Source organism: Chryseobacterium sp., from assembly GCF_019236175.1.
GTDB lineage: Bacteria > Bacteroidota > Bacteroidia > Flavobacteriales > Weeksellaceae > Chryseobacterium.
Window position 1 is genome coordinate 64,592 of sequence record NZ_JAFAJM010000015.1, and the last position, 18,791, is coordinate 83,382.

At 38.2% G+C, this 18,791-nt stretch carries 18 protein-coding genes; 4 read left to right on the forward strand and 14 right to left on the reverse strand.

The window, feature by feature from the left end; translation table 11 throughout:
- Positions 1-5: 5 nt before the first annotated feature.
- From JO178_RS13370 to JO178_RS13420, 11 genes are all read right to left on the reverse strand, one after another.
- Complete coding sequence (locus JO178_RS13370; protein ID WP_291936624.1) at positions 6-1,244, reverse strand: GTP-binding protein; 1,239 nt, start codon at positions 1,242-1,244, stop codon at positions 6-8.
- Between the two features lie 56 nt (positions 1,245-1,300).
- A complete protein-coding gene (cysD, locus tag JO178_RS13375) occupies positions 1,301-2,209 on the reverse strand; it encodes a sulfate adenylyltransferase subunit CysD (RefSeq protein ID WP_291936625.1) in 909 nt (302 codons plus the stop codon).
- Positions 2,210-2,222: 13 nt separating this feature from the next.
- Complete coding sequence (locus JO178_RS13380; RefSeq protein WP_291937190.1) at positions 2,223-2,936, reverse strand: phosphoadenylyl-sulfate reductase; 714 nt, start codon at positions 2,934-2,936, stop codon at positions 2,223-2,225.
- 80 nt (positions 2,937-3,016) lie between these two features.
- A complete protein-coding gene (locus JO178_RS13385; protein ID WP_066695441.1) occupies positions 3,017-3,433 on the reverse strand; it encodes an Rrf2 family transcriptional regulator in 417 nt (138 codons plus the stop codon).
- A 150-nt stretch (positions 3,434-3,583) separates the two neighbouring features.
- Positions 3,584-4,078, reverse strand: a complete 495-nt coding sequence (locus JO178_RS13390) for a GNAT family N-acetyltransferase (RefSeq protein ID WP_291936629.1) — start codon at positions 4,076-4,078, stop codon at positions 3,584-3,586.
- 303 nt (positions 4,079-4,381) lie between these two features.
- A complete protein-coding gene (locus JO178_RS13395; protein WP_291936630.1) occupies positions 4,382-6,538 on the reverse strand; it encodes a M43 family zinc metalloprotease in 2,157 nt (718 codons plus the stop codon).
- Between the two features lie 213 nt (positions 6,539-6,751).
- Entirely contained in the window at positions 6,752-8,017 is a 1,266-nt protein-coding gene (locus tag JO178_RS13400) for an FAD-dependent oxidoreductase (protein WP_291936632.1), read from the reverse strand.
- A gap of 14 nt (positions 8,018-8,031) precedes the next feature.
- Positions 8,032-9,030 (reverse strand): 4-hydroxyproline epimerase, encoded by a 999-nt coding sequence (locus tag JO178_RS13405; RefSeq protein WP_291936634.1) that lies wholly within the window; start codon positions 9,028-9,030, stop codon positions 8,032-8,034.
- On the reverse strand, positions 9,027-10,511 hold the full coding sequence (locus JO178_RS13410; protein WP_291936635.1) for an aldehyde dehydrogenase (NADP(+)): 1,485 nt from the start codon (positions 10,509-10,511) through the stop codon (positions 9,027-9,029). Before JO178_RS13410 ends, JO178_RS13405 begins: the two co-directional genes overlap by 4 nt.
- A gap of 15 nt (positions 10,512-10,526) precedes the next feature.
- Positions 10,527-11,432: a dihydrodipicolinate synthase family protein gene (locus tag JO178_RS13415; protein ID WP_291936638.1), complete on the reverse strand. Its 906-nt coding sequence runs from the start codon at positions 11,430-11,432 to the stop codon at positions 10,527-10,529.
- A gap of 88 nt (positions 11,433-11,520) precedes the next feature.
- Positions 11,521-12,405: an AraC family transcriptional regulator gene (locus JO178_RS13420; RefSeq protein WP_291936641.1), complete on the reverse strand. Its 885-nt coding sequence runs from the start codon at positions 12,403-12,405 to the stop codon at positions 11,521-11,523.
- Between the two features lie 187 nt (positions 12,406-12,592).
- Here JO178_RS13420 and JO178_RS13425 point away from each other — a divergent pair, with 187 nt between their 5' ends.
- On the forward strand, positions 12,593-13,987 hold the full coding sequence (locus JO178_RS13425; protein WP_291936644.1) for an aminopeptidase P family protein: 1,395 nt from the start codon (positions 12,593-12,595) through the stop codon (positions 13,985-13,987).
- A 37-nt stretch (positions 13,988-14,024) separates the two neighbouring features.
- Positions 14,025-14,630 carry a DNA-3-methyladenine glycosylase gene (locus JO178_RS13430; RefSeq protein ID WP_291936647.1) on the forward strand — a complete coding sequence of 202 codons (606 nt, stop codon included), beginning with the start codon at positions 14,025-14,027 and terminating at the stop codon, positions 14,628-14,630.
- Between the two features lie 148 nt (positions 14,631-14,778).
- On the opposite strand, the gene JO178_RS13435 is transcribed toward JO178_RS13430, so the two are convergent.
- From JO178_RS13435 to JO178_RS13445, 3 genes are all read right to left on the reverse strand, one after another.
- Positions 14,779-15,276: a TlpA disulfide reductase family protein gene (locus tag JO178_RS13435; protein ID WP_291936649.1), complete on the reverse strand. Its 498-nt coding sequence runs from the start codon at positions 15,274-15,276 to the stop codon at positions 14,779-14,781.
- A gap of 1 nt (position 15,277) precedes the next feature.
- Positions 15,278-15,706 carry a rhodanese-like domain-containing protein gene (locus tag JO178_RS13440; protein WP_291936651.1) on the reverse strand — a complete coding sequence of 143 codons (429 nt, stop codon included), beginning with the start codon at positions 15,704-15,706 and terminating at the stop codon, positions 15,278-15,280.
- Between the two features lie 73 nt (positions 15,707-15,779).
- Entirely contained in the window at positions 15,780-16,112 is a 333-nt protein-coding gene (locus tag JO178_RS13445; RefSeq protein ID WP_291936654.1) for a hypothetical protein, read from the reverse strand.
- A 93-nt stretch (positions 16,113-16,205) separates the two neighbouring features.
- On the opposite strand from JO178_RS13445, the gene JO178_RS13450 reads away from it, so the two are divergent.
- Together JO178_RS13450 and JO178_RS13455 are read left to right on the forward strand one after the other, a co-directional pair.
- Positions 16,206-17,867, forward strand: coding sequence for an FAD-binding dehydrogenase (locus JO178_RS13450; protein ID WP_291936657.1), 1,662 nt, complete (start codon positions 16,206-16,208; stop codon positions 17,865-17,867).
- 24 nt (positions 17,868-17,891) lie between these two features.
- Positions 17,892-18,695: an SDR family oxidoreductase gene (locus tag JO178_RS13455; protein ID WP_291936659.1), complete on the forward strand. Its 804-nt coding sequence runs from the start codon at positions 17,892-17,894 to the stop codon at positions 18,693-18,695.
- Positions 18,696-18,791 lie beyond the last annotated feature (96 nt).

Here is an 18,791-nt window from a genome sequence, read left to right on the forward strand (position 1 = left end):
TTTTTCTATTGAATTATACAGGCTGCAACTGTTGAATTGGAAGTTTCATCCACCAAAATTGCTGACCCTGTTGTTTTATTATTGATAAACCTATCATAGACCAAAGGCTGTGCCGTTCGCAGGGTAACTTTTACAATTTCATTAAGCTTAATTTCACCCTCTGAATGCTCTCTGTTCAGGGTATTCACGTTGATTTTATAATCCACTTCTTTTACAACAGTTTTTACCAGTCTGCTGTTTTGTTGCAGCAGATATTTATTTCCAGGTTGCAACGGTTTCTGATCCAGCCAGCATAAAAGAACTTCCAGATCTTTTTCAACTGCAGGAAGCTGCTCCTCTGTGGCAAATACATCTCCTCTGCTGATGTCCAGATCATGAATGGTATGGATAACAGCAGGTTGTCCTTCAAATGCTTCTTCCTTTTCAATACCGTTAATTTCGATTTTAGAAATCTCCGTTGTTAAGCCTGCCGGGAGAATCTGTATAACATCCCCTTTCTTAAACTTTCCACTTAAAATCTGACCTGCATATCCTCTGTAATCGTGTAATTCTTCAGTCTGGGGACGAATGACATACTGAACCTGAAAGCGGCTTCCGGTGTTCAGTTCTTCCTGAAGAGTTACCTCTTCCAGATATTCCAGCAGAGAACTTCCCTGATACCAGTCTGTTTTTGAAGATACTGAAACAATATTATCCCCTTTCAGTGCGGAAATCGGGAAATAGTTTACCTCGTTCAGACCAAGATTTTCTGCTATTATTGAATAATCTGATTTTATCGCTTCAAAAACTTCTTCCGAATAGTCTACCATATCCATTTTATTGATGGCAACTGCTATTTTTTTAAGTTTTAGTAATGAAGCGATAATAGAGTGTCTTCTGGTCTGTTCAATCACTCCTTTCCGTGCATCGATCAGAATAACCATCAGCTCGGAATTGGAAGCTCCGGTAATCATATTACGGGTGTACTGTACATGGCCCGGAGCATCGGCAATAATAAATTTTCTTTTAGCGGTAGAAAAATAGCGGTACGCCACATCAATGGTGATTCCCTGTTCTCTTTCTGCACGCAATCCGTCTGTTAAAAGCGCGAGGTCTACCCCGTCTTCATTTTTGTTTTTAGAATGTTTTTCAAGTACTTCAAGCTGATCCTGTAAAATACTTTTGCTATCGTAAAGCAGTCTTCCGATAAGGGTGCTTTTCCCGTCATCTACGCTTCCTGCTGTTATAAGTCTTAATATATCCATGTTTCTTTATTCTGGGTTTTAGGTACTCGATACCGAAGTCTCGATGCTAATTTTCACTAAAAGTAACCTCCTTTTTTCCGGTCTTCCATAGCGGCTTCAGTCACCTTGTCATCAATTCTGGTTTCTCCACGCTCAGAAATTCTGGTAGCAATAATTTCTTCGATAACAGCATCAATAGTCACGGCACCGGATTCTACTGCTGCTGTACAGGTCATATCTCCTACTGTTCTGTACCGTATTTTCTTTGTGGTTACAATATCATTCGGTTCCAGAGAAACGTGTAAAGAGTTTGCCAGCCATTGGCCGTTAAAATCTACAACTTCCCTTTCGTGAGAGAAATAAATAGAAGGAAGGGCTATTTTCTCCCGGCGGATGTAATTCCAGATATCAAGCTCTGTCCAGTTACTGATAGGGAAAATTCTAACATTTTCTCCTTTTTGGATTCTTCCGTTGAAAATAGTCCATAGTTCTGGGCGTTGAAGTTTAGGATCCCATTGGCCGAATTCATCGCGAACGGAAAATATTCTTTCTTTAGCACGGGCTTTTTCTTCATCTCTTCTTGCTCCCCCGATACAGGCATCCAATTCAAACTCTTCAATGGTATCCAGTAATGTATACGTCTGAAGCCAGTTTCTGCTGGGGAATTTACCTTTAGCTTCCGTCAGTTTTTTACTTTTAATGGTATCTTCCACTTTACGGACCACCAGATTTACTTCCAGTTGAGCGGCCAGCTGATCACGGAAATCCAAAACTTCGGGAAAATTGTGTCCGGTATCCACATGAACAAATGTAAACGGGATCTTTCCGTAAACAAATGCTTTTCTGGCAAGATGAGCCAGCACAATACTGTCCTTTCCTCCGCTGAATAATAAAGCGGGACGCTCAAACTGTCCTGCAACTTCTCTTAATATATAGATGGATTCAGCTTCCAGCTGATCTAAGTAATTTAAATGATGTATTGGCATTTCTTTCTTTTTTTTATTGATGAATATGTAAGCCGCATTCTTTTTTGTTGGCATCCTCCCACCACCATCGGCCGGCTCTGAAATCTTCTCCTTCTTTAATGGCTCTTGTACAGGGTGCACATCCAATACTTACAAAACCTTTTTTATGAAGAGCGTTATAGGGTAAATGATGGGCTTTCACATAATCCGTAACCTGTTCTGAAGTCCAGTGAAGAATCGGATGGAATTTAATGATCTCATTGTCGGGATCCCATTCCAGTTGCGGCATATTCTGCCTGTTGGCAGAATGTTCCGATCTGAGCCCTGTAACCCATACCTGATATCCTTTCAGTGCTTTTTTCAGAGGATGAACCTTACGGATATCACAACATTTCTTCCTCTGCTCTACTGACTGATAAAATGAATCTGGTCCGTTTTCCGTTACAAACTGTTTTATTTCTTCCGTATCCGGATAATAGGCTTTAATGTTTTTTTTGAAAAATGCTTTTGTATTGGTCCACGTTTCGTAGGTCTGTTCGAAAAGTCTTCCCGTATCCAGGGTAAAAATATCAACATTCAGATTTTTTATCAGATGAGTGATTACCTGATCCTCGTAACTGAAACTTGTTGAAAATATTACTCCACCAGCAAATCTTTTCGTCAATAACTGTAAAATATCCTGTTCGGAAGACTGTTCTAAGATTTCTTCCTGAAGTTTTTCGAATTCGTTTTTCAGACTGTTTTCCATTTCCATTCCAATTTGTTGATACAAATATATATAAAATTCTATAACTCCTATCAAAATAGTAGAATTTAAATGAAAAAAAATTATTTCTTGTTGATAAACGAGGTCAGAGTGGCCTCCATCATGCTTTTTCTTGTTTTCTCACGAACAATCATAAGCTCATTTCTAAGGTAACATTCGGCTTCATCTACACAATCATCGCATGCTTCGTAGAAGTTTAAGGATACGCAGGGCGTCAATGCAATAGGTCCGTCAAAAATACGATAGATATCTGCCAATGATACTTCATCGGGGGATTTTAGCAGGTAATATCCACCTACTTTTCCTTGTTTACTGTTAACAAGTTTAGTTCTTTTAAGTTCTAGAAGGATTTGCTCGAGAAACTTTTTGGGAATGTTTTCATCCTGTGCAATAATCGAAGTGGACAGATAGCCTTGATTGTAATTTCTTGCTAATCTGACCATTGCTTTTAGTGCATATTTGCAACGTTTGGACATCATAATTTACGCAAGGTATGACAAATTATCTGATAAATGAAATGAAAGATAAACGATCCTGAAATATTTTTTAGCCCAGGAAAAGTAAAGGAAGCTGAAAGTGCAATGGCGGTAAAGTATAATACAGACCATTCTTCATATTTTCAGCTCTTTTTATTTATTAGTCTTTTGAAAATAAGCTAATGCTCTGTCCTCTCTTTTCAGGTTTTCTAATCTGTTAAATCCACTTTTTAGAAGGACTTTCTGTGAGCCAATATTATCAAGATCTGTTAATGCAACGATTTCCTTTTCCTGATCGGCTGAAAGACAATAGTGAGCAAGTGCTTTACAAACCTGGGTTCCGATCCCTTTTCCCCAGTAATTCTCTCCAAGTATATAGCCTATTTCTATGGAGTCGGCATTTTCAGCGAAAACTCTGGCCAGGCATACTCCCACGAAAGCACCATTCTGGGCATCAAATATTCCCCATCTGCTGAGTGGCCCTTCTTTATAATCCAATAATGCTTTTTCAAACATTTGTTTAAATTCTTCGGGGGATTTATAAGGCAGATAACGGGTAACATTTTCGTTTTTAAACAGATCTAGGAATAAATTGAGTTCCTGCGGAGTGAATTCCCGGATAATGATGGCCTCGTTTTTATAGTACATAAGAATAATTTGCGTTTGAAATTGATGAATAAAATTACGCAAATAAACTCACAATTACTGATAAAACCTGATAATATTCGTTATAAAACAAAAGTGGACTTAAAAAATTAAGTCCATCTTTTATTCAACAAGTGAATAGCTAAAATATCAATACTAAATTATTTCATTAAATGTATCTGTTTAAAAAGTTTTACATCAGTCTGTAACCGCTTTGAAGTAGTAATCAGGAGGCTGGTGGCCAAGAAGGGTTCCATTTCCAGAATACTGCCTACCTTCAATATTGTATTGATATAGCGTTTGATTCTATTTTTTAATAAATTTTTGGGAAGATTTTCCTAAAGAAGTTTCAATATCAATTAAATAAGTTCCGCCTAGGAAGTGTTTAACATCAACCTTATCACCAATAACTTTAGCATTCATTTTTCTTCCAGACATGTCGTAAACAGAAATTGATTTAATTTTCCCTTTTGTTTTAATATTCAATACATCAGAAACTGGATTCGGATAGATGGATGTTTCTGAGTTTGTTGTATCAACGTCGGAAGTGGATAATGATGATAATGATAATGCACAAGGTGTTGTAATACTGCCATTTGGTTGTGTATTATATGCAAACTCAGTTACAGAATAACCAGAACCATTGGCTCCAACATTCAGTTTGAAATAGCCGTTAATATTGTAGCCTTCGAATTGGTTTCTAAAACCAACATAAGCTGTTTGGCCAGACCAGGTCGTGTATGTAGGGGTGTACACGTCAAGTTGTCCAGGAGTACCAGTTGGATAACCTATATTATTTGCATTACTTATAGTGGTGCAAGACGGAATTAAACTAATATTTCTTGTCCCTACCCCGCATACTAATCCTTTCCAATAGGTTTCCAATTTTAATTGATTTGCACCATAGTACCAAGCGCCATACCCTGCATCATCACTAAGCTCCGGGTTAATGATAAAATATTTCCAAGTTGCTCCGGAGTTGGTTGTTACTGGTGTTGGTGTTGGATTGGCATAACTTTCCAGAGGAATTCCTGTAACTATTTTATAGGGATCTTTGTACGAAAAAGTTAATGCCAAAGATGTAGTTGATCCTAATGAAGTTACGCCTCCTGTGATAGCCGGATTTAGAAACGTAATTGATGAATTCAGAACCTGACTTTTAGAATGACTGGTTGCCGCACCATTTATGGTAAGTGTAGCAGTAGTAGGGCTTGTAACTGCTATAGTTGCTGTTTGTCCTGCTGGTAATGAAGAATTGAAATGTGTTCCTGCAATAAGAGTTGTTCCATTCGATACGGCAAATGTTGCTCCGTTTAGGGTAATGGTTGATGTAGGGGCAGATGCTACTGTTCCATCTAATGACACGGCTCCATTATTGTTTAAGTTCTCTGTAAAGGTACTGTTGCTAAGCATTAATTTAGGCGGAGTATTGGCAACTCCGGTTGCGGCTAAGTTAGCAGGCTGCCATAAATTTATTCTTGACGGGTGATTTAACGCGGCTAACATTCTGTTAACTTGTCCATTGGTAAACATTTTATAACAACCAGCGGAACCGTTGTATCCCATATAGTTTTCAACGTTCACTCTTTGTCCAAGACAATTGTTTCCAACTGTACATCCTAATCCGGAAGAATTATTTTCTACAGGGGTGTCAGCAACTCCGTCACCATCATTACCAGGGTTCGCCGTTGAACAAAGAACATTGAACGTGTGTTGAAGATTTAACCAATGTCCGAATTCGTGAGTGAATGTATCAGAAAACTCGTTTGAAGCCACAGTTCCTGCAGCATCATATATATAACGGCCATTATAAACAACTCTTGCTGTATTTACTGAAGACATGTATGAATCCGGATACCAGGCAACTCCTGATTGATATAAATCTTTATTAGCATATAGATCATTTTGTATATACACATTCATATACTTTGTATTATCCCATGCATCTGCGCCAATTTGTGCATCATATCCGCCCCCGTTGCCATATCCACTTTTGAAAGGGTGAAATACCACTCCGCTTGTTGCTTTTCCGGTTGGGTCAATTTTAGCTAAGCGGAATTCAATGCTTAATGTACCCCTAATAGGTTGGAAGTAAGGATCTATAGTGTTTGAATCGGTATTAATTCCATTGAAATTTAAGTTGATTTGTTGCAGCAAGTCAACTACTTTTTGGTAATTTACTTTTACATTACTCTGAGATTCTCCATACACATGAAAAACCACAGGGATGATGTAGGTGGGAGCGTTGACCTTTTTATTCAATGGAGTTTTGTTTGATTCCATTTTTTTTACAAAATCTTTGGTGAATTTTTCAAAATTTTCATATTCAGCCTTAGATTCAGGGTGCAGTTCAAAATGTTTTTTCATCATTTCATCTGCTTTACACTCATGAGGTCTGTTTTCTTGAGCAAAACCTATTATTGGAAATAGGGAAACAAATAGTAGTAATTTAAATTTTTTCATGATTTTTTGGATTTGTTTGTTAATAAATTATTTGAATAGTCGATTTTTTCTATGTTTTTGTCAACAATTTTACCATCTCCAATGGTTCTGATTCTTCGCTTTCACAGGAATAGCAAAATAAGAACCTGTTAAAAAATGCAATCTTCATAATAGAATGTACTGCAAGAGTTATTGTTTTCATAAATAATAATTTTGGGTGTTATGTGATGTTTTTTAATTAAATCTTTCAGGGTTGAATATCTTTATCTCAACCGTTGGTTTTTGGTCATTGGCAAGTTCTGAAACTGTTTTTCCAAAAATGGGTCCTAAGCTTAGCCCCATCATGCCGCCGCCGCCTGCGATGATCAGGTTCTTTAATTGGGAAGATTGTCCCAGATATGGAAGTCCATCCGGAGCACAAGGTCTGTAACCAAACCAGATTTCCGATTCTTTGGGTAATTTAACCTGAAAATCTGGCAAATATTTGGGAATAGATTGTACGATTCCCTCTACCCTCTTCATATTAATTTTATTCTGATGGGAAGCCAGCTCCATGGTTCCCCCAAAACGGATTTGTCCATTCATAGGGGTTACCGCCACTCTTGCTTCTAATAATAATGCAGCATGCTCCAATCTATGGATTGAGTTTTCAGGAGTATGCATAAAAGAATAACCTTTACCTGGCATCAATTGAATTTTAATTCCTGCTTTTTGGGCAAGTTCCGGTAAAAATGAACCTCCAGTCATTACAAAACGGTCTGCTGAAAACTTTTTACCATTCGCTATGATTGCATTTATGGTGTTCCCTGCAAATTCATATCCCGTTACCTTATGCTGTGTATGGAAAATAACGCCACTACTTTTAAGGTAAGAAATCATTTGTTTCATCAGCTTTACCGGGTTCATATGACCATCACATTTGTAATTGATTCCCCCAATAACATCCAGTTGAGCATTGGGTTCCAGTTCCTGAATTCCCTTTTTATCCAGAATATCAACTGTTAATCCTAAACTGGTGGCTTTATGCGCGAGTTCTGTTTCCTCTTCGGCTACTTTTTCCGTTTTATAGAGCATCAGAATTCCGTTTTGATTCAATTCAAAATTAAATTCAGGCTTTTGGGCAATTTCATTGTAAAGACTGCTGCTTGCCAGATTAAGATCCCTGATGGCTGCTGCTGAACGGTCTACATGGTTCTGATTGGAATGTTTCAGAAATTTTAATCCCCATGATAATAATTGTGTACTGAGCGAGGGTTTCACATAAAACGGACTTTTACTGTCAAACATCCATCGAATGCCCTGTGCCACGACTCCCGGTGCTGCCAATGGAGTAAAATGGCTGGGTACAATCATTCCTGCATTGCCGTAAGAACAATTGTTGGTAAGATCATTCTGTTCCAGGATTTCTACCTGCCAGCCTTTTTGTAAAAGATAATACGCTGAACTGAGTCCCGCTATTCCTGCACCGATAATAAGTGCTTTACCTCTATTTTGTGTCATACTTTTTACAAACTTTACATTACCTGAAAGCCCTGCCAATAAGGGTCTTCATCATCAATAATTATCTGGTTATAGCCGGTAATTCTCGCCCAGCCTTCTACTGAAGGGATAATAGCCGGTTTTCCATCCACGGTAGCTGTTCCTTCAATTCTGCCTATAAACTGTGACCCAATATAACTTTCATGAATAAATTCTTCTCCTTCTTTTAATCTACCTTTTGCATACCATTGTGCCATTCTTGCAGATGTTCCTGTTCCACATGGAGAGCGGTCCAGAGCATTTTCTCCTACTAATACTGCATTTCTTCCACTGGCTTTAGGATCTGTAGGATTTCCGGTCCATTGGATATGGCTTAACCCGGAAATATGTTCGTTTTCAGGATGGATAAACTCATATTTTTCATTAAGTAACCTTCTGATAATTTTCCCATAATGAATAAGCTGACTTGCTGTAAAATCAGAAATATCTCTGAAATTCTCCTGAGGGTCAATGATGGCATAAAAGTTCCCTCCATAGGCCACCTCTGCTCTTATTAATCCAAGATCCGGGCATTCTACTTCAAGGTTTTCAGCATAAAGGAAAGATTTTACATTGGTTAATTTTACCGATTTTACCTTTTTTCCTTCCTGTATATAATCTATAAGAATAAGTCCGGCTGGGGTTTCCAGGCGTAGTTTTCCTGGAATTTTAGGGACAACCAAACCTTCTTCTATGGCAATGGTAACAGTTCCTATAGTTCCATGTCCACACATAGGAAGGCATCCGCTGGTTTCAATGTATAATACTCCAATGTCATTTTCTTCATCAATAGGTGGATAAAGAATGCTTCCGCTCATCATGTCATGGCCGCGGGGTTCAAACATTAACCCTTTTCGAATCCAATCATATTCTTTCATGAAGTGAAGCCTGCGCTCCATCATGGAATTCCCTTTTAAAATAGGTCCCCCGCCTGCAACAAGTCTTACAGGACAGCCACAGGTATGAGAGTCTATGCAAAAAAATGTTCTGTTCATAGTACTTCTGATTTTAATGATTCTGACTGAAGTTCTCCATCTACCATTCTGTTGATCTGCAGTGGATTTTCATTTTTTAATTCATCCGGTAAAAATTCATCCGGCCAGTTCTGAAAAGATATAGGGCGAACAAATCGTTTAACAGCATCTGGGCCTACGGAAGTGAAACGGGCATCTGTTGTGGATGGGAACGGTCCACCATGCTGCATCGCATATACCACTTCTACACCGGTTGGCATTCCGTTGAAGAGCAGTCTCCCACATTTATCTTTCAAGAGATGAACCAGTTTTGCATTTTCACGCACGTCATCTGAAGTAGCTGCTACAGTGATGGTTAACTGTCCTTTTAGTTTTTGAGCAATCTGAACAAGTTCTTCATCGCTTTCACAAGAAATAATAATCCCAAAAGGACCGAATACTTCTTCGCTTAATACAGGATTATGGATGAAATTTTGAGCATTGGTTTTTATAACAGCAGCACTTGCTTTTCCTTCTTCTGTTATCGTTGAAGCTATAACTTCAATACCAGGTTGTGTGATGGCAATCGATTTATGCTTTTCAAAACTTTCATATATTCCCTGATGAAGCATATTGGCAGGAGTAATTTCCTGAATTTCATGTTTAACAGTAGAGATAAACCGGTCCAGAGATTCTCCTTTGACAGCAATAAACACTCCCGGATTGGTGCAGAATTGCCCTACACTTAATGTTAATGAGCTGACATATTCTTTAGCCAATGCTTCTGCTTTATTTTCAATCAGGTTTTTAAGTGCAAATACCGGATTGATACTTCCCATTTCAGCAAATACGGGAATAGGATTTTCACGACGATTAGCGATATCAAACAAAGCTTTTCCACCATTAAATGAACCGGTAAATGCTACTGCCTGAATATCCTGATGCTGTGTTAAATAAGCTCCTACTTTATAAGAGTTTCCTGTAATATGACTAAAGATTCCCTCAGGCCAACCGAATTCTTTTATCGTATTGATTATCGCATCAGCCATGATTTGAGAGGTCTTAGGATGTGCCGGATGTGCTTTTACAATTACAGGACATCCTGCTCCTATAGCACTTGCAGTATCACCACCTGCGGTGGAAAAAGCAAACGGAAAATTGCTGGCTCCAAAGACCACTACAGGCCCTAATCCTATATTATACTTTCTGAGATCTCCTTTCTGTTTCTCAGGCTGGGCAAGATCAATTCTTGGTTCTGTATATATTCCGGAAGCTATCGCTTTTGCATAACTTCGCCATTGGCCTATGGTTCTGGCTTTTTCACCCGTAAGTCTTGCCAGAGGTAATGAAGTTTCAGAATGAGCAATGGTGAAAAGTTCATCTCCTAACGCTTCAATTTGATCGGCAATAGCATCCATAAAGGCCGCCCGTTCTTTTATCGTTGTATTTTTCAGGAACTGATAAGCTTCAGAAGCCATGTGAATCCTTTGATCGATATTTTGTTTTGATGTTTCTTCGGTCATAGCTTTTGTTTTAGGTTAATCTAATGTTGGGCGATTGGTTCTGCCTTCTTCGATAATCTTATTAACTTTTTCAGCTTCTTCGCCCTGAAGTTCAAGACGAGGTGCTCTTACGTACGGATTGCTTATTCCTTCCGCTGTGGCTGCCAGTTTAATATATTGGATAAGTTTTGGATGAATATCGAGTTCCAATAATGGCATAAACCATCTGTAAATGGCTACTGCTTTATCGTATTGACCTGCTTTGGCATAATTGTACATAGCCATAGTCTCATTAGGAAACGCATCTACCAGTCCTGCAACCAATCCATCAGCACCAAGCATTAATGTTTCCAGACAAATGGTATCAACTCCGCCAAGAATCTTGATTCTGTTTCCGAAGCGGTTAATCATTCTGGTTACATTGGCCAGATCCCTTGTCGATTCTTTAACGGCTTGAATCGTTGGGTATTCTATAAGTTCGTCAAACATTTCCAGGGTGACATAAATTCCATAATCAACCGGGTTATTATAGATAAGGATAGGAAGATCTGTAGCAGTGGCAACTGCTTTGAAATATTCTACCACTTCACGGCTGTCTGCTTTGTAGCGCATTGGAGGAAGCAGCATTAATCCATCCGCTCCCAGTTCTTTTGCTTTTTGGGCAAAATGTATTGCATTTTTGGTTGTATTTTCAGAAAGGTTAAGAATAACGGGAATTCTGCCTTGTGTCATTTTTTTAGCATATTGGAGAAGTTCAAACTTTTCTTCGGTTTCCAAGACACTGGCTTCTCCTAATGTTCCGGCAAGGATAATTCCATGTACTCCGGCTTTAATCTGGGCTTCTGTATTGACTGCAAACATTTCAAAATCAATCTTTCCTTCTTTTGTAAAAGGAGTTAATACAGCAGGATAAATCCCTTCCCAGTTTAGTTTTGTACTCATATCAAATAATATTTATTCAAAACTAAGTGAATTTTAAAACGGTAAATGTTAATATTTTAATGTATTCTAACCGTATTTTAACATGTGATTATTCGTGGTCTGTAGTAGCCTCTTTATAGTGCTTCAGATATTCTTTTGGAGGGTACTTCATGATGGATTTAAATACCCGGTTGAAGTTGGTAAGACTGGTGAATCCGCTGTTAAAAGCAACGGAAGAAATGTTGTACATACTGCTGGAGGTTAATAATCTACAGGCTCTCTGCACTCGTAATTCATTAAGATATTGAATATAGGTAATTCTGGTATGTTTTTTAAAAGACCTGCAAAAGGCCTGTGGAGTCATACAAGCTTCTTTCGCAATCAGATCAAGGGTGAGTTTCTGCTGGGTGAAATTTTTCTTAATATAATTCTGAGCATCTATAATCCGCTGGTCATTATCCGAAATATGATTAGGCAGGTTCTTTTCTGAGGATAAAGGAATATGTAAATGCCTGTTCTGCATCAGATGGTTTAAGATCTTTATAAAGTCTATGATTTGTTCTATTCCCTGGGTTTTTTGTAGGGCAGCCATATTTTCTGCTATATTTGATTTTAATTTTGCGGCCACCTGAAAACCTACTTTTGAGTGCTCGATGAAATTTTTAAGCTCTCCAAATTCAGGAAGATCAAAAAATGCGGCTATTTTTTTATCAGGATCAAAGAATATAGAAATGGCATGAACTTTTTGTTTTTCGTTTTCATTAAAAGCTCCTTTAAAAACATGTGACTGGTTGGCTCCCAGGTAGAAAATATCTCCGGGTTCAAAGGTAAAAAGGTTCTGTTCTATCGCCAGAGTACCATGCCCTTTAAGAATCCACATGATTTGAGTTTCCGTGTGTCTATGAAAATAGGGATAGAAATTAGGCATAATATCTTCCTGAATACGAATGCTTTTATTGGTGTCGGCAGGAACTGAAAACTGGAGGCTCTTCATAGAATCAATATTTTAAAGGGATCAATGATTAGGAATGTTAAAATATTGCCGAATTTAAGCAAAATATGAACATTAAATATCAAATTAAAATTCAAACTTTACATACTTATTATTTTAATGAATAAAGGGTTGTAAATAATACAAAATCGTAACTTTAACCTTTTAAAATAAAAACTATTCATCATATATGTTTTCATCAAAGACTTATCAAGACAGAAGAGCCGTATTACAGAACAATGTGGCGAGTGGAATTCTATTGTTTTTAGGAAATATAGAAAATCCTGTTAATTTTGAACATAATCCTTATTACTTCCGTCAGGACAGTACTTTCCTGTATTATTTCGGAATTCAGGAACCAAAGATTGCGGCTATTATTGATATTGATGAAAATAAGACCATTGTTTTTGGAGATGAGTTGAGTATTGATGACATCGTATGGATGGGCAGACAGGAAACGCTGAAAGAGAAAAGTCAGAAATCGGGGGTACAGGAAACTTTACCCTATGCAGAACTTTCTCAATATCTTTTAAAAGCACAATCATCAGGCAGAAAAGTACACTACCTTCCACCCTATCAACCTTCCAGTAAAATTTTATTAACTGATCTTTTAGGAATTAAAATTACAGAATTGCAGCCTTCTGTGGAAATGATCAAAGCAATTGTAAAGCAACGTTCTCTGAAAGAAGCTCAGGAAATTGTACAGATTGAAGAAGCTGTAAATGTTTCCAATGAAATGCATCTTTTAGCAATGAGAATGGCTAAACCAGGGATTAAAGAATATGAAATCGCCAATGCTATTCAATACCTTGCTGCGAATAAAGAATGCCAGATGTCTTATCCACCGATTGTAACCATCAATGGAGGGATTCTTCACAATCATTATCGCCTTAATACCCTGAAAGAAGGAGATCTCTTTCTTAACGATTCCGGGGCTGAGACGGCTATGGGATATGCTGGTGATCTAACGAGAACATTTCCTGTAAGCAAAACCTTTAGTACCAGACAAAAAGAAATGTATGAAGTGGTACTGAATTCATTTAATAATGCTCAAAATCTTTTGAAACCAGGGGTTAAATTTAAAGATATTTATTTGAAGGCTTCTCAATATCTGGTAGAAGGACTTGTAGATTTGGGATTGATGAAAGGAAATCCTGAAGAAGCTGTGAATAGCAATGCCCATACGCTGTTTTTCCAATGTGGATTAGGGCATATGATGGGCTTAGATGTTCATGATATGGAAGATCTTGGAGAACAATATATTGGCTATACTGAAGAAGAGCCTAAAGATACCAAAACATTCGGTCTTAAATCTTTGCGTTTAGGAAAAGCTTTGGAATCCGGATATGTAGTAACGGTAGAACCTGGTATTTACATGATTCCTGAGCTTATTGATATCTGGCAGGCTGAGAATAAAAATACAGATTTTATTAATTATGATAAAGTAAATGAATACAGAGATTTTGGCGGTGTGCGAATAGAAGATGATTTCCTGATTACGAATGAAGGTTACAGACTTCTCGGAAACGGACTGATAAAAACGGTCGACGAAATTGAAAATTACCGAAAAGAGCATTTAGCTTAATCTATTAATACATGCGTAACTCATCAACAAAAATCCATTGAAATTACCACGCTCCTATTATGAAAATCAGAATGTCCTTTTTCTGGCACAGGATCTTTTAGGAAAAGTCCTTTTTACAGAAATAGACGGTAGGATAACATCGGGAATCATTGTAGAAACGGAAGCGTATTTCGGTATACAGGATAAAGCCTCGCATGCTTATGGCGGCAGACGGACAGACCGTACTGAAATACTGTACAGCAGCGGTGGTATTTCTTACGTTTATCTGTGTTATGGGATTCATCATCTGTTCAATATCGTCACTTCTGTAAAAGATGAACCGCATGCTGTTTTAATCCGGGCTGTTGAACCATCGACAGGCAAAGATATTATGGAATTCAGAAGGAATATGCCCGCTTCTAAAGCCGCTATTTCTTCCGGTCCCGGATCAGCTGCCAAAGCGTTGGGAATAGACCGCTCTTTTAATAAGAAAGATCTCACCGCCCATGAAATATGGATTGAAGATCATGGTATTCTGTACACTACGGATGAGATTGCAGTAACCACCCGTATCGGGGTAGATTATGCTCAGGAGGATGCCCTTTTACCGTGGCGCTTTTTTGTGAAAGGCAACAGATATGTAAGCAGACCCAATAAAGAGTAACTTTAATTTCTGATTTAGAGCTCAGCCGATCAGGAGTTTTTATCATTGATATGAATTATATCAATACTTTTTAAAGAGATATTTGGAAAATAAAAGAGTGGTACATTCGTTACCACTCTTTATATTATTTACACATCTGTAAGGAGTATTATTTTAGATTTTTCTTTAAAAACTCCCGGAGATCCGTACCGTGGAGGTTTTTAGCAATAATAGTCCCCTGTCCGTCAATAATGACATTAAAAGGCAGCTCATCCACTTCATAAGCTTTTGCTACAGGACTTTTCCAGAATTTTAAATCGCTGATCTGTATCCAGCTGATCGCAAACCGGTCTATTGCTTTTTGCCAGCTTTCTTTATTTCTGTCCAAAGAAACACCAAGAATTTCAAATGCATTGTTTTTTACCTGTTCAGAATAAGCCTCATACAGGTTTTTTAGCTCAGGCTGTTCTTCGACACAAGGGGAACACCAGGTTGCCCAGAAATCAATAAGAACCAGTTTTCCTTTGAGAGAAGAAGACGAAAATGGGGTTCCGTCTGCTTTTAACATGGTGATTTCAGGAATTTTTTTTCCGATCTCTATCTTGCCCTGAGAAAACACAAAACTTGAAAAGATAATTAAAAATAATACTGTAAAGCGGGTTTTCATATTAATCATTTGTAGGGTAATCTTTATCTAGCCAGTCTGTTTTGATATTTTTGGGAAGATTTAAAAGTTTAGCATTCTTAAAGCCCAGTTCCATCAGGAGATTAAATGCAGGACGGATATTCGGACATTTCACAAAAGGACAGCATCCGCAATAAATAACGATTTCCCTGTCTTTAGGAATATCTTTGAGATAATTTCTTAGTTTTTCCAGATTCTCAGGCTCATGAGTGGGCCCGATATCTACAGAACCTTTAATAATAGCTTCCGGTCCTACGGAAAGAATCACCAGATCTTTTGTTTTCTTCTTTACAATTCTGGATGCCAGTAGTGCAGGATCCATCAGTTGGCTTTCTTTCCATGGATCCTGTTTTTGCTGTGCCTGACTGAATACAGAGCAGACGAAACAAGCAATGATTAACAAATACTTCATACTTCTATTTTTCACAAAGATAAAAGATGGAAACATAAAGTTGAAAGTTAAAAATGTTATATGGTGAATATTTTTAACTATTTATCCTTTTAGGGCTTATGTGGATGAGATTTGAGGCACCGGGTTCTATGATGAGCTGAACGGCTGTAGCTCTCTCCTCTTCTCTTCCTACAATTGCAGATCCTGCAGCTAAGGTCAGCTTTCCCTGAAAAGCCGGATGAGGAGGAAGCAGAGAAATTTCAATTTCGTCTTCCAGCTCTATAATAATAGAATCAGCCTCTATAAGCGTTTTTGTTCCGTCTTTTGCAATGGCAAATGCTTTATATTTTTGTACTTCTTTCATTTCATTATTTTTAATTCCCGCAGGTAAAACAAAGATATCAATAAGATTTCTTGGAATGATCATCTGTTTTATCTTAATATTTTAAGCCTTTTATTCATTGGACTATAAATATTTTATACTTTTATGTAACGTATTGTTCAATAAATATTCTTACAAATGGACGAAAAATTCCAACCTGACGCGATTATTATAGGAACCGGGCTTGCAGGGCTTACTGCTGCAATGGAAATCACCAATGCCGGAAAAAAAGTACTCTTACTGGATCAGGAAACCGAACAGAATATCGGAGGACAGGCTTTCTGGTCATTTGGCGGGCTGTTTCTTATCGATTCACCCCAACAACGAAGAATGGGGATAAAAGATTCCTATGAGCTTGCTTTACAGGACTGGAAAGGAACTGCCGGATTTGACCGTAAAGAAGATTACTGGCCCCGTCAGTGGGCGGAAGCTTATCTAAAATTTGCAGCAGGTGAAAAGTATGAATACATTTCCGGATTGGGAATCAGGCTGATGTTTATGGTAGGCTGGGCAGAACGCGGTGATGGCTCTGCTGCAGGACACGGAAATTCAGTCCCCCGATTTCATGTCAGCTGGGGAACAGGTACGGGAGTTGTAAAGCCTTTTGTGGAAAAAGCTTATCAGGCCAGAGAAAAAGGACTATTACAGATGAAATTTAGACACAGAGTAACACAGCTGATACTTGAAAACGGAAAAATAAAGGGAGTTACAGGAGATATCCTTGAAAATGATGATAAGGAAAGAGGAGTTGCTACCAACAGAACTGTAATATCCTCGTTTGAATATTCTGCCCCTCATATTATTATCACCTCCGGAGGTATAGGTGCGAATCATGAACTGGTAAGAAAAAACTGGCCGGAAAGATTAGGGAAAGCTCCTGAAAATATGGTATGTGGAGTACCTGATTATGTAGATGGAAAAATGATTGGTATTTCAGAAGAGGCAGGAGCCCATATTATTAACCGGGACAGAATGTGGCATTATACGGAAGGATTACAAAACTGGAACCCAATCTGGACCAACCACGGAATCCGGATTTTACCCGGCCCTTCTTCCTTATGGTTTGATGCAAAAGGAAAACGCCTCCCCGCTCCTTTTCTTCCCGGATTTGATACATTGGGAACCTTACAGTATATACAAGAAACCGGATACTCCTATTCCTGGTTTATCCTGACACAGAAAATTATTAAAAAAGAATTTGCTCTTTCCGGTTCGGAACAAAACCCTGATATTACCAATAAAGATTATGCTCTTTTTCTGAAAAGAATTTTTGGTAAAAAAGCCCCCGGACCTGTAGAAGCTTTTAAAGAACACGGAAACGATTTTATAGTATCCGATAATCTGGAAGATCTGGTGAACAAAATGAATCAGCTGACAGGAGATCATCTTTTACATTATGAAAAAATAAAAGCTCAGATTGAAGACCGAGACCGAGAACTGGACAACAAATTCTCAAAAGATACACAGGTGAATTATATACGGAATACCCGAAACTATTTAGGCGATAAATTGGGACGTGTGGCCTCACTGCATAAGATCCTTGATCCGAAAAATGGTCCTCTGATTGCGGTACGTCTTAATATTCTTACCCGAAAAACATTGGGAGGTATTAAAACGAATCTGAACGGACAGGTATTAAGAGATGACGATAGTATCATCGAAGGACTGTATGCTGCCGGTGAAGCTGCCGGTTTCGGAGGTGGCGGAATGCACGGATACCGTGCATTGGAGGGAACATTTTTAGGCGGATGTATTTTTTCAGGAATGAAAGCCGGAAAATATATTGCAGGACTGAAATAAACAGATATACAAATCAGGAGATTTATGAATGAGTATTTTAATGATAAAGTCATCTGGATTACAGGAGCATCCTCAGGAATCGGTGAAGCATTGGTTAGGGAACTGGCGAAGAACAGTACGGCAAAAGTAATTCTCTCATCAAGAAAAGAAAGCCAGCTTTATACCGTTGCAGAAAATGCCGGGCTTACAACTGAGCGATATGCAGTAATTCCTTTAGATCTTGTTTATTATAAAGAGCTGCCCGAAACAGCCGCCATAGCTGTCAGTAAGTTTGGAAAGATTGATATTCTGATTAATAATGCAGGACTTTCCCAACGTTCTCTGGCAATGAAAACCGATATCGAGGTGGATAAACGTCTTATCGAAGTGGATTATATCGGAACTGTTGCACTCACTAAAGCTGTTGTTCCTTATATGATTAAGAACGGAGGCGGCCAGATTGCCGTTGTTTCAAGTCTTATGGGAATATTCGGAGCACCGATGCGCAGTGGATATGCGGCGGCAAAACACGCTCTTCATGGTTTTTTTGATGCGTTTCGTGCTGAATTATATACTGAAAATATTTCGATAACAATTATCTGCCCGGGATTTATACAAACCGAGATATCCGTTCATGCGGTAACTGGAGACGGCTCTGCACAGGGAACGATGGATGATGCGACCATGAAAGGAATGCCTGTGGATATTTTCGCAAAGAAAATGCTGAATGCCATTGAAAAAAAGAAAAATCAAAAAGCGATTGGTGGTAAAGAAGTATTGGGGGCTTATCTGAAAAGATTCTTCCCTGCTCTGCTGGCGAAGATTGTCCGTAAAGCAAAAGTCGTCTGAATAAAATATTATAATGAACAATGATCTATATTAATAATTTTTTTAATGTTCTTGAAAAATTCATAATCGATGTCTGTAAAACTGTCATTTTAAAAT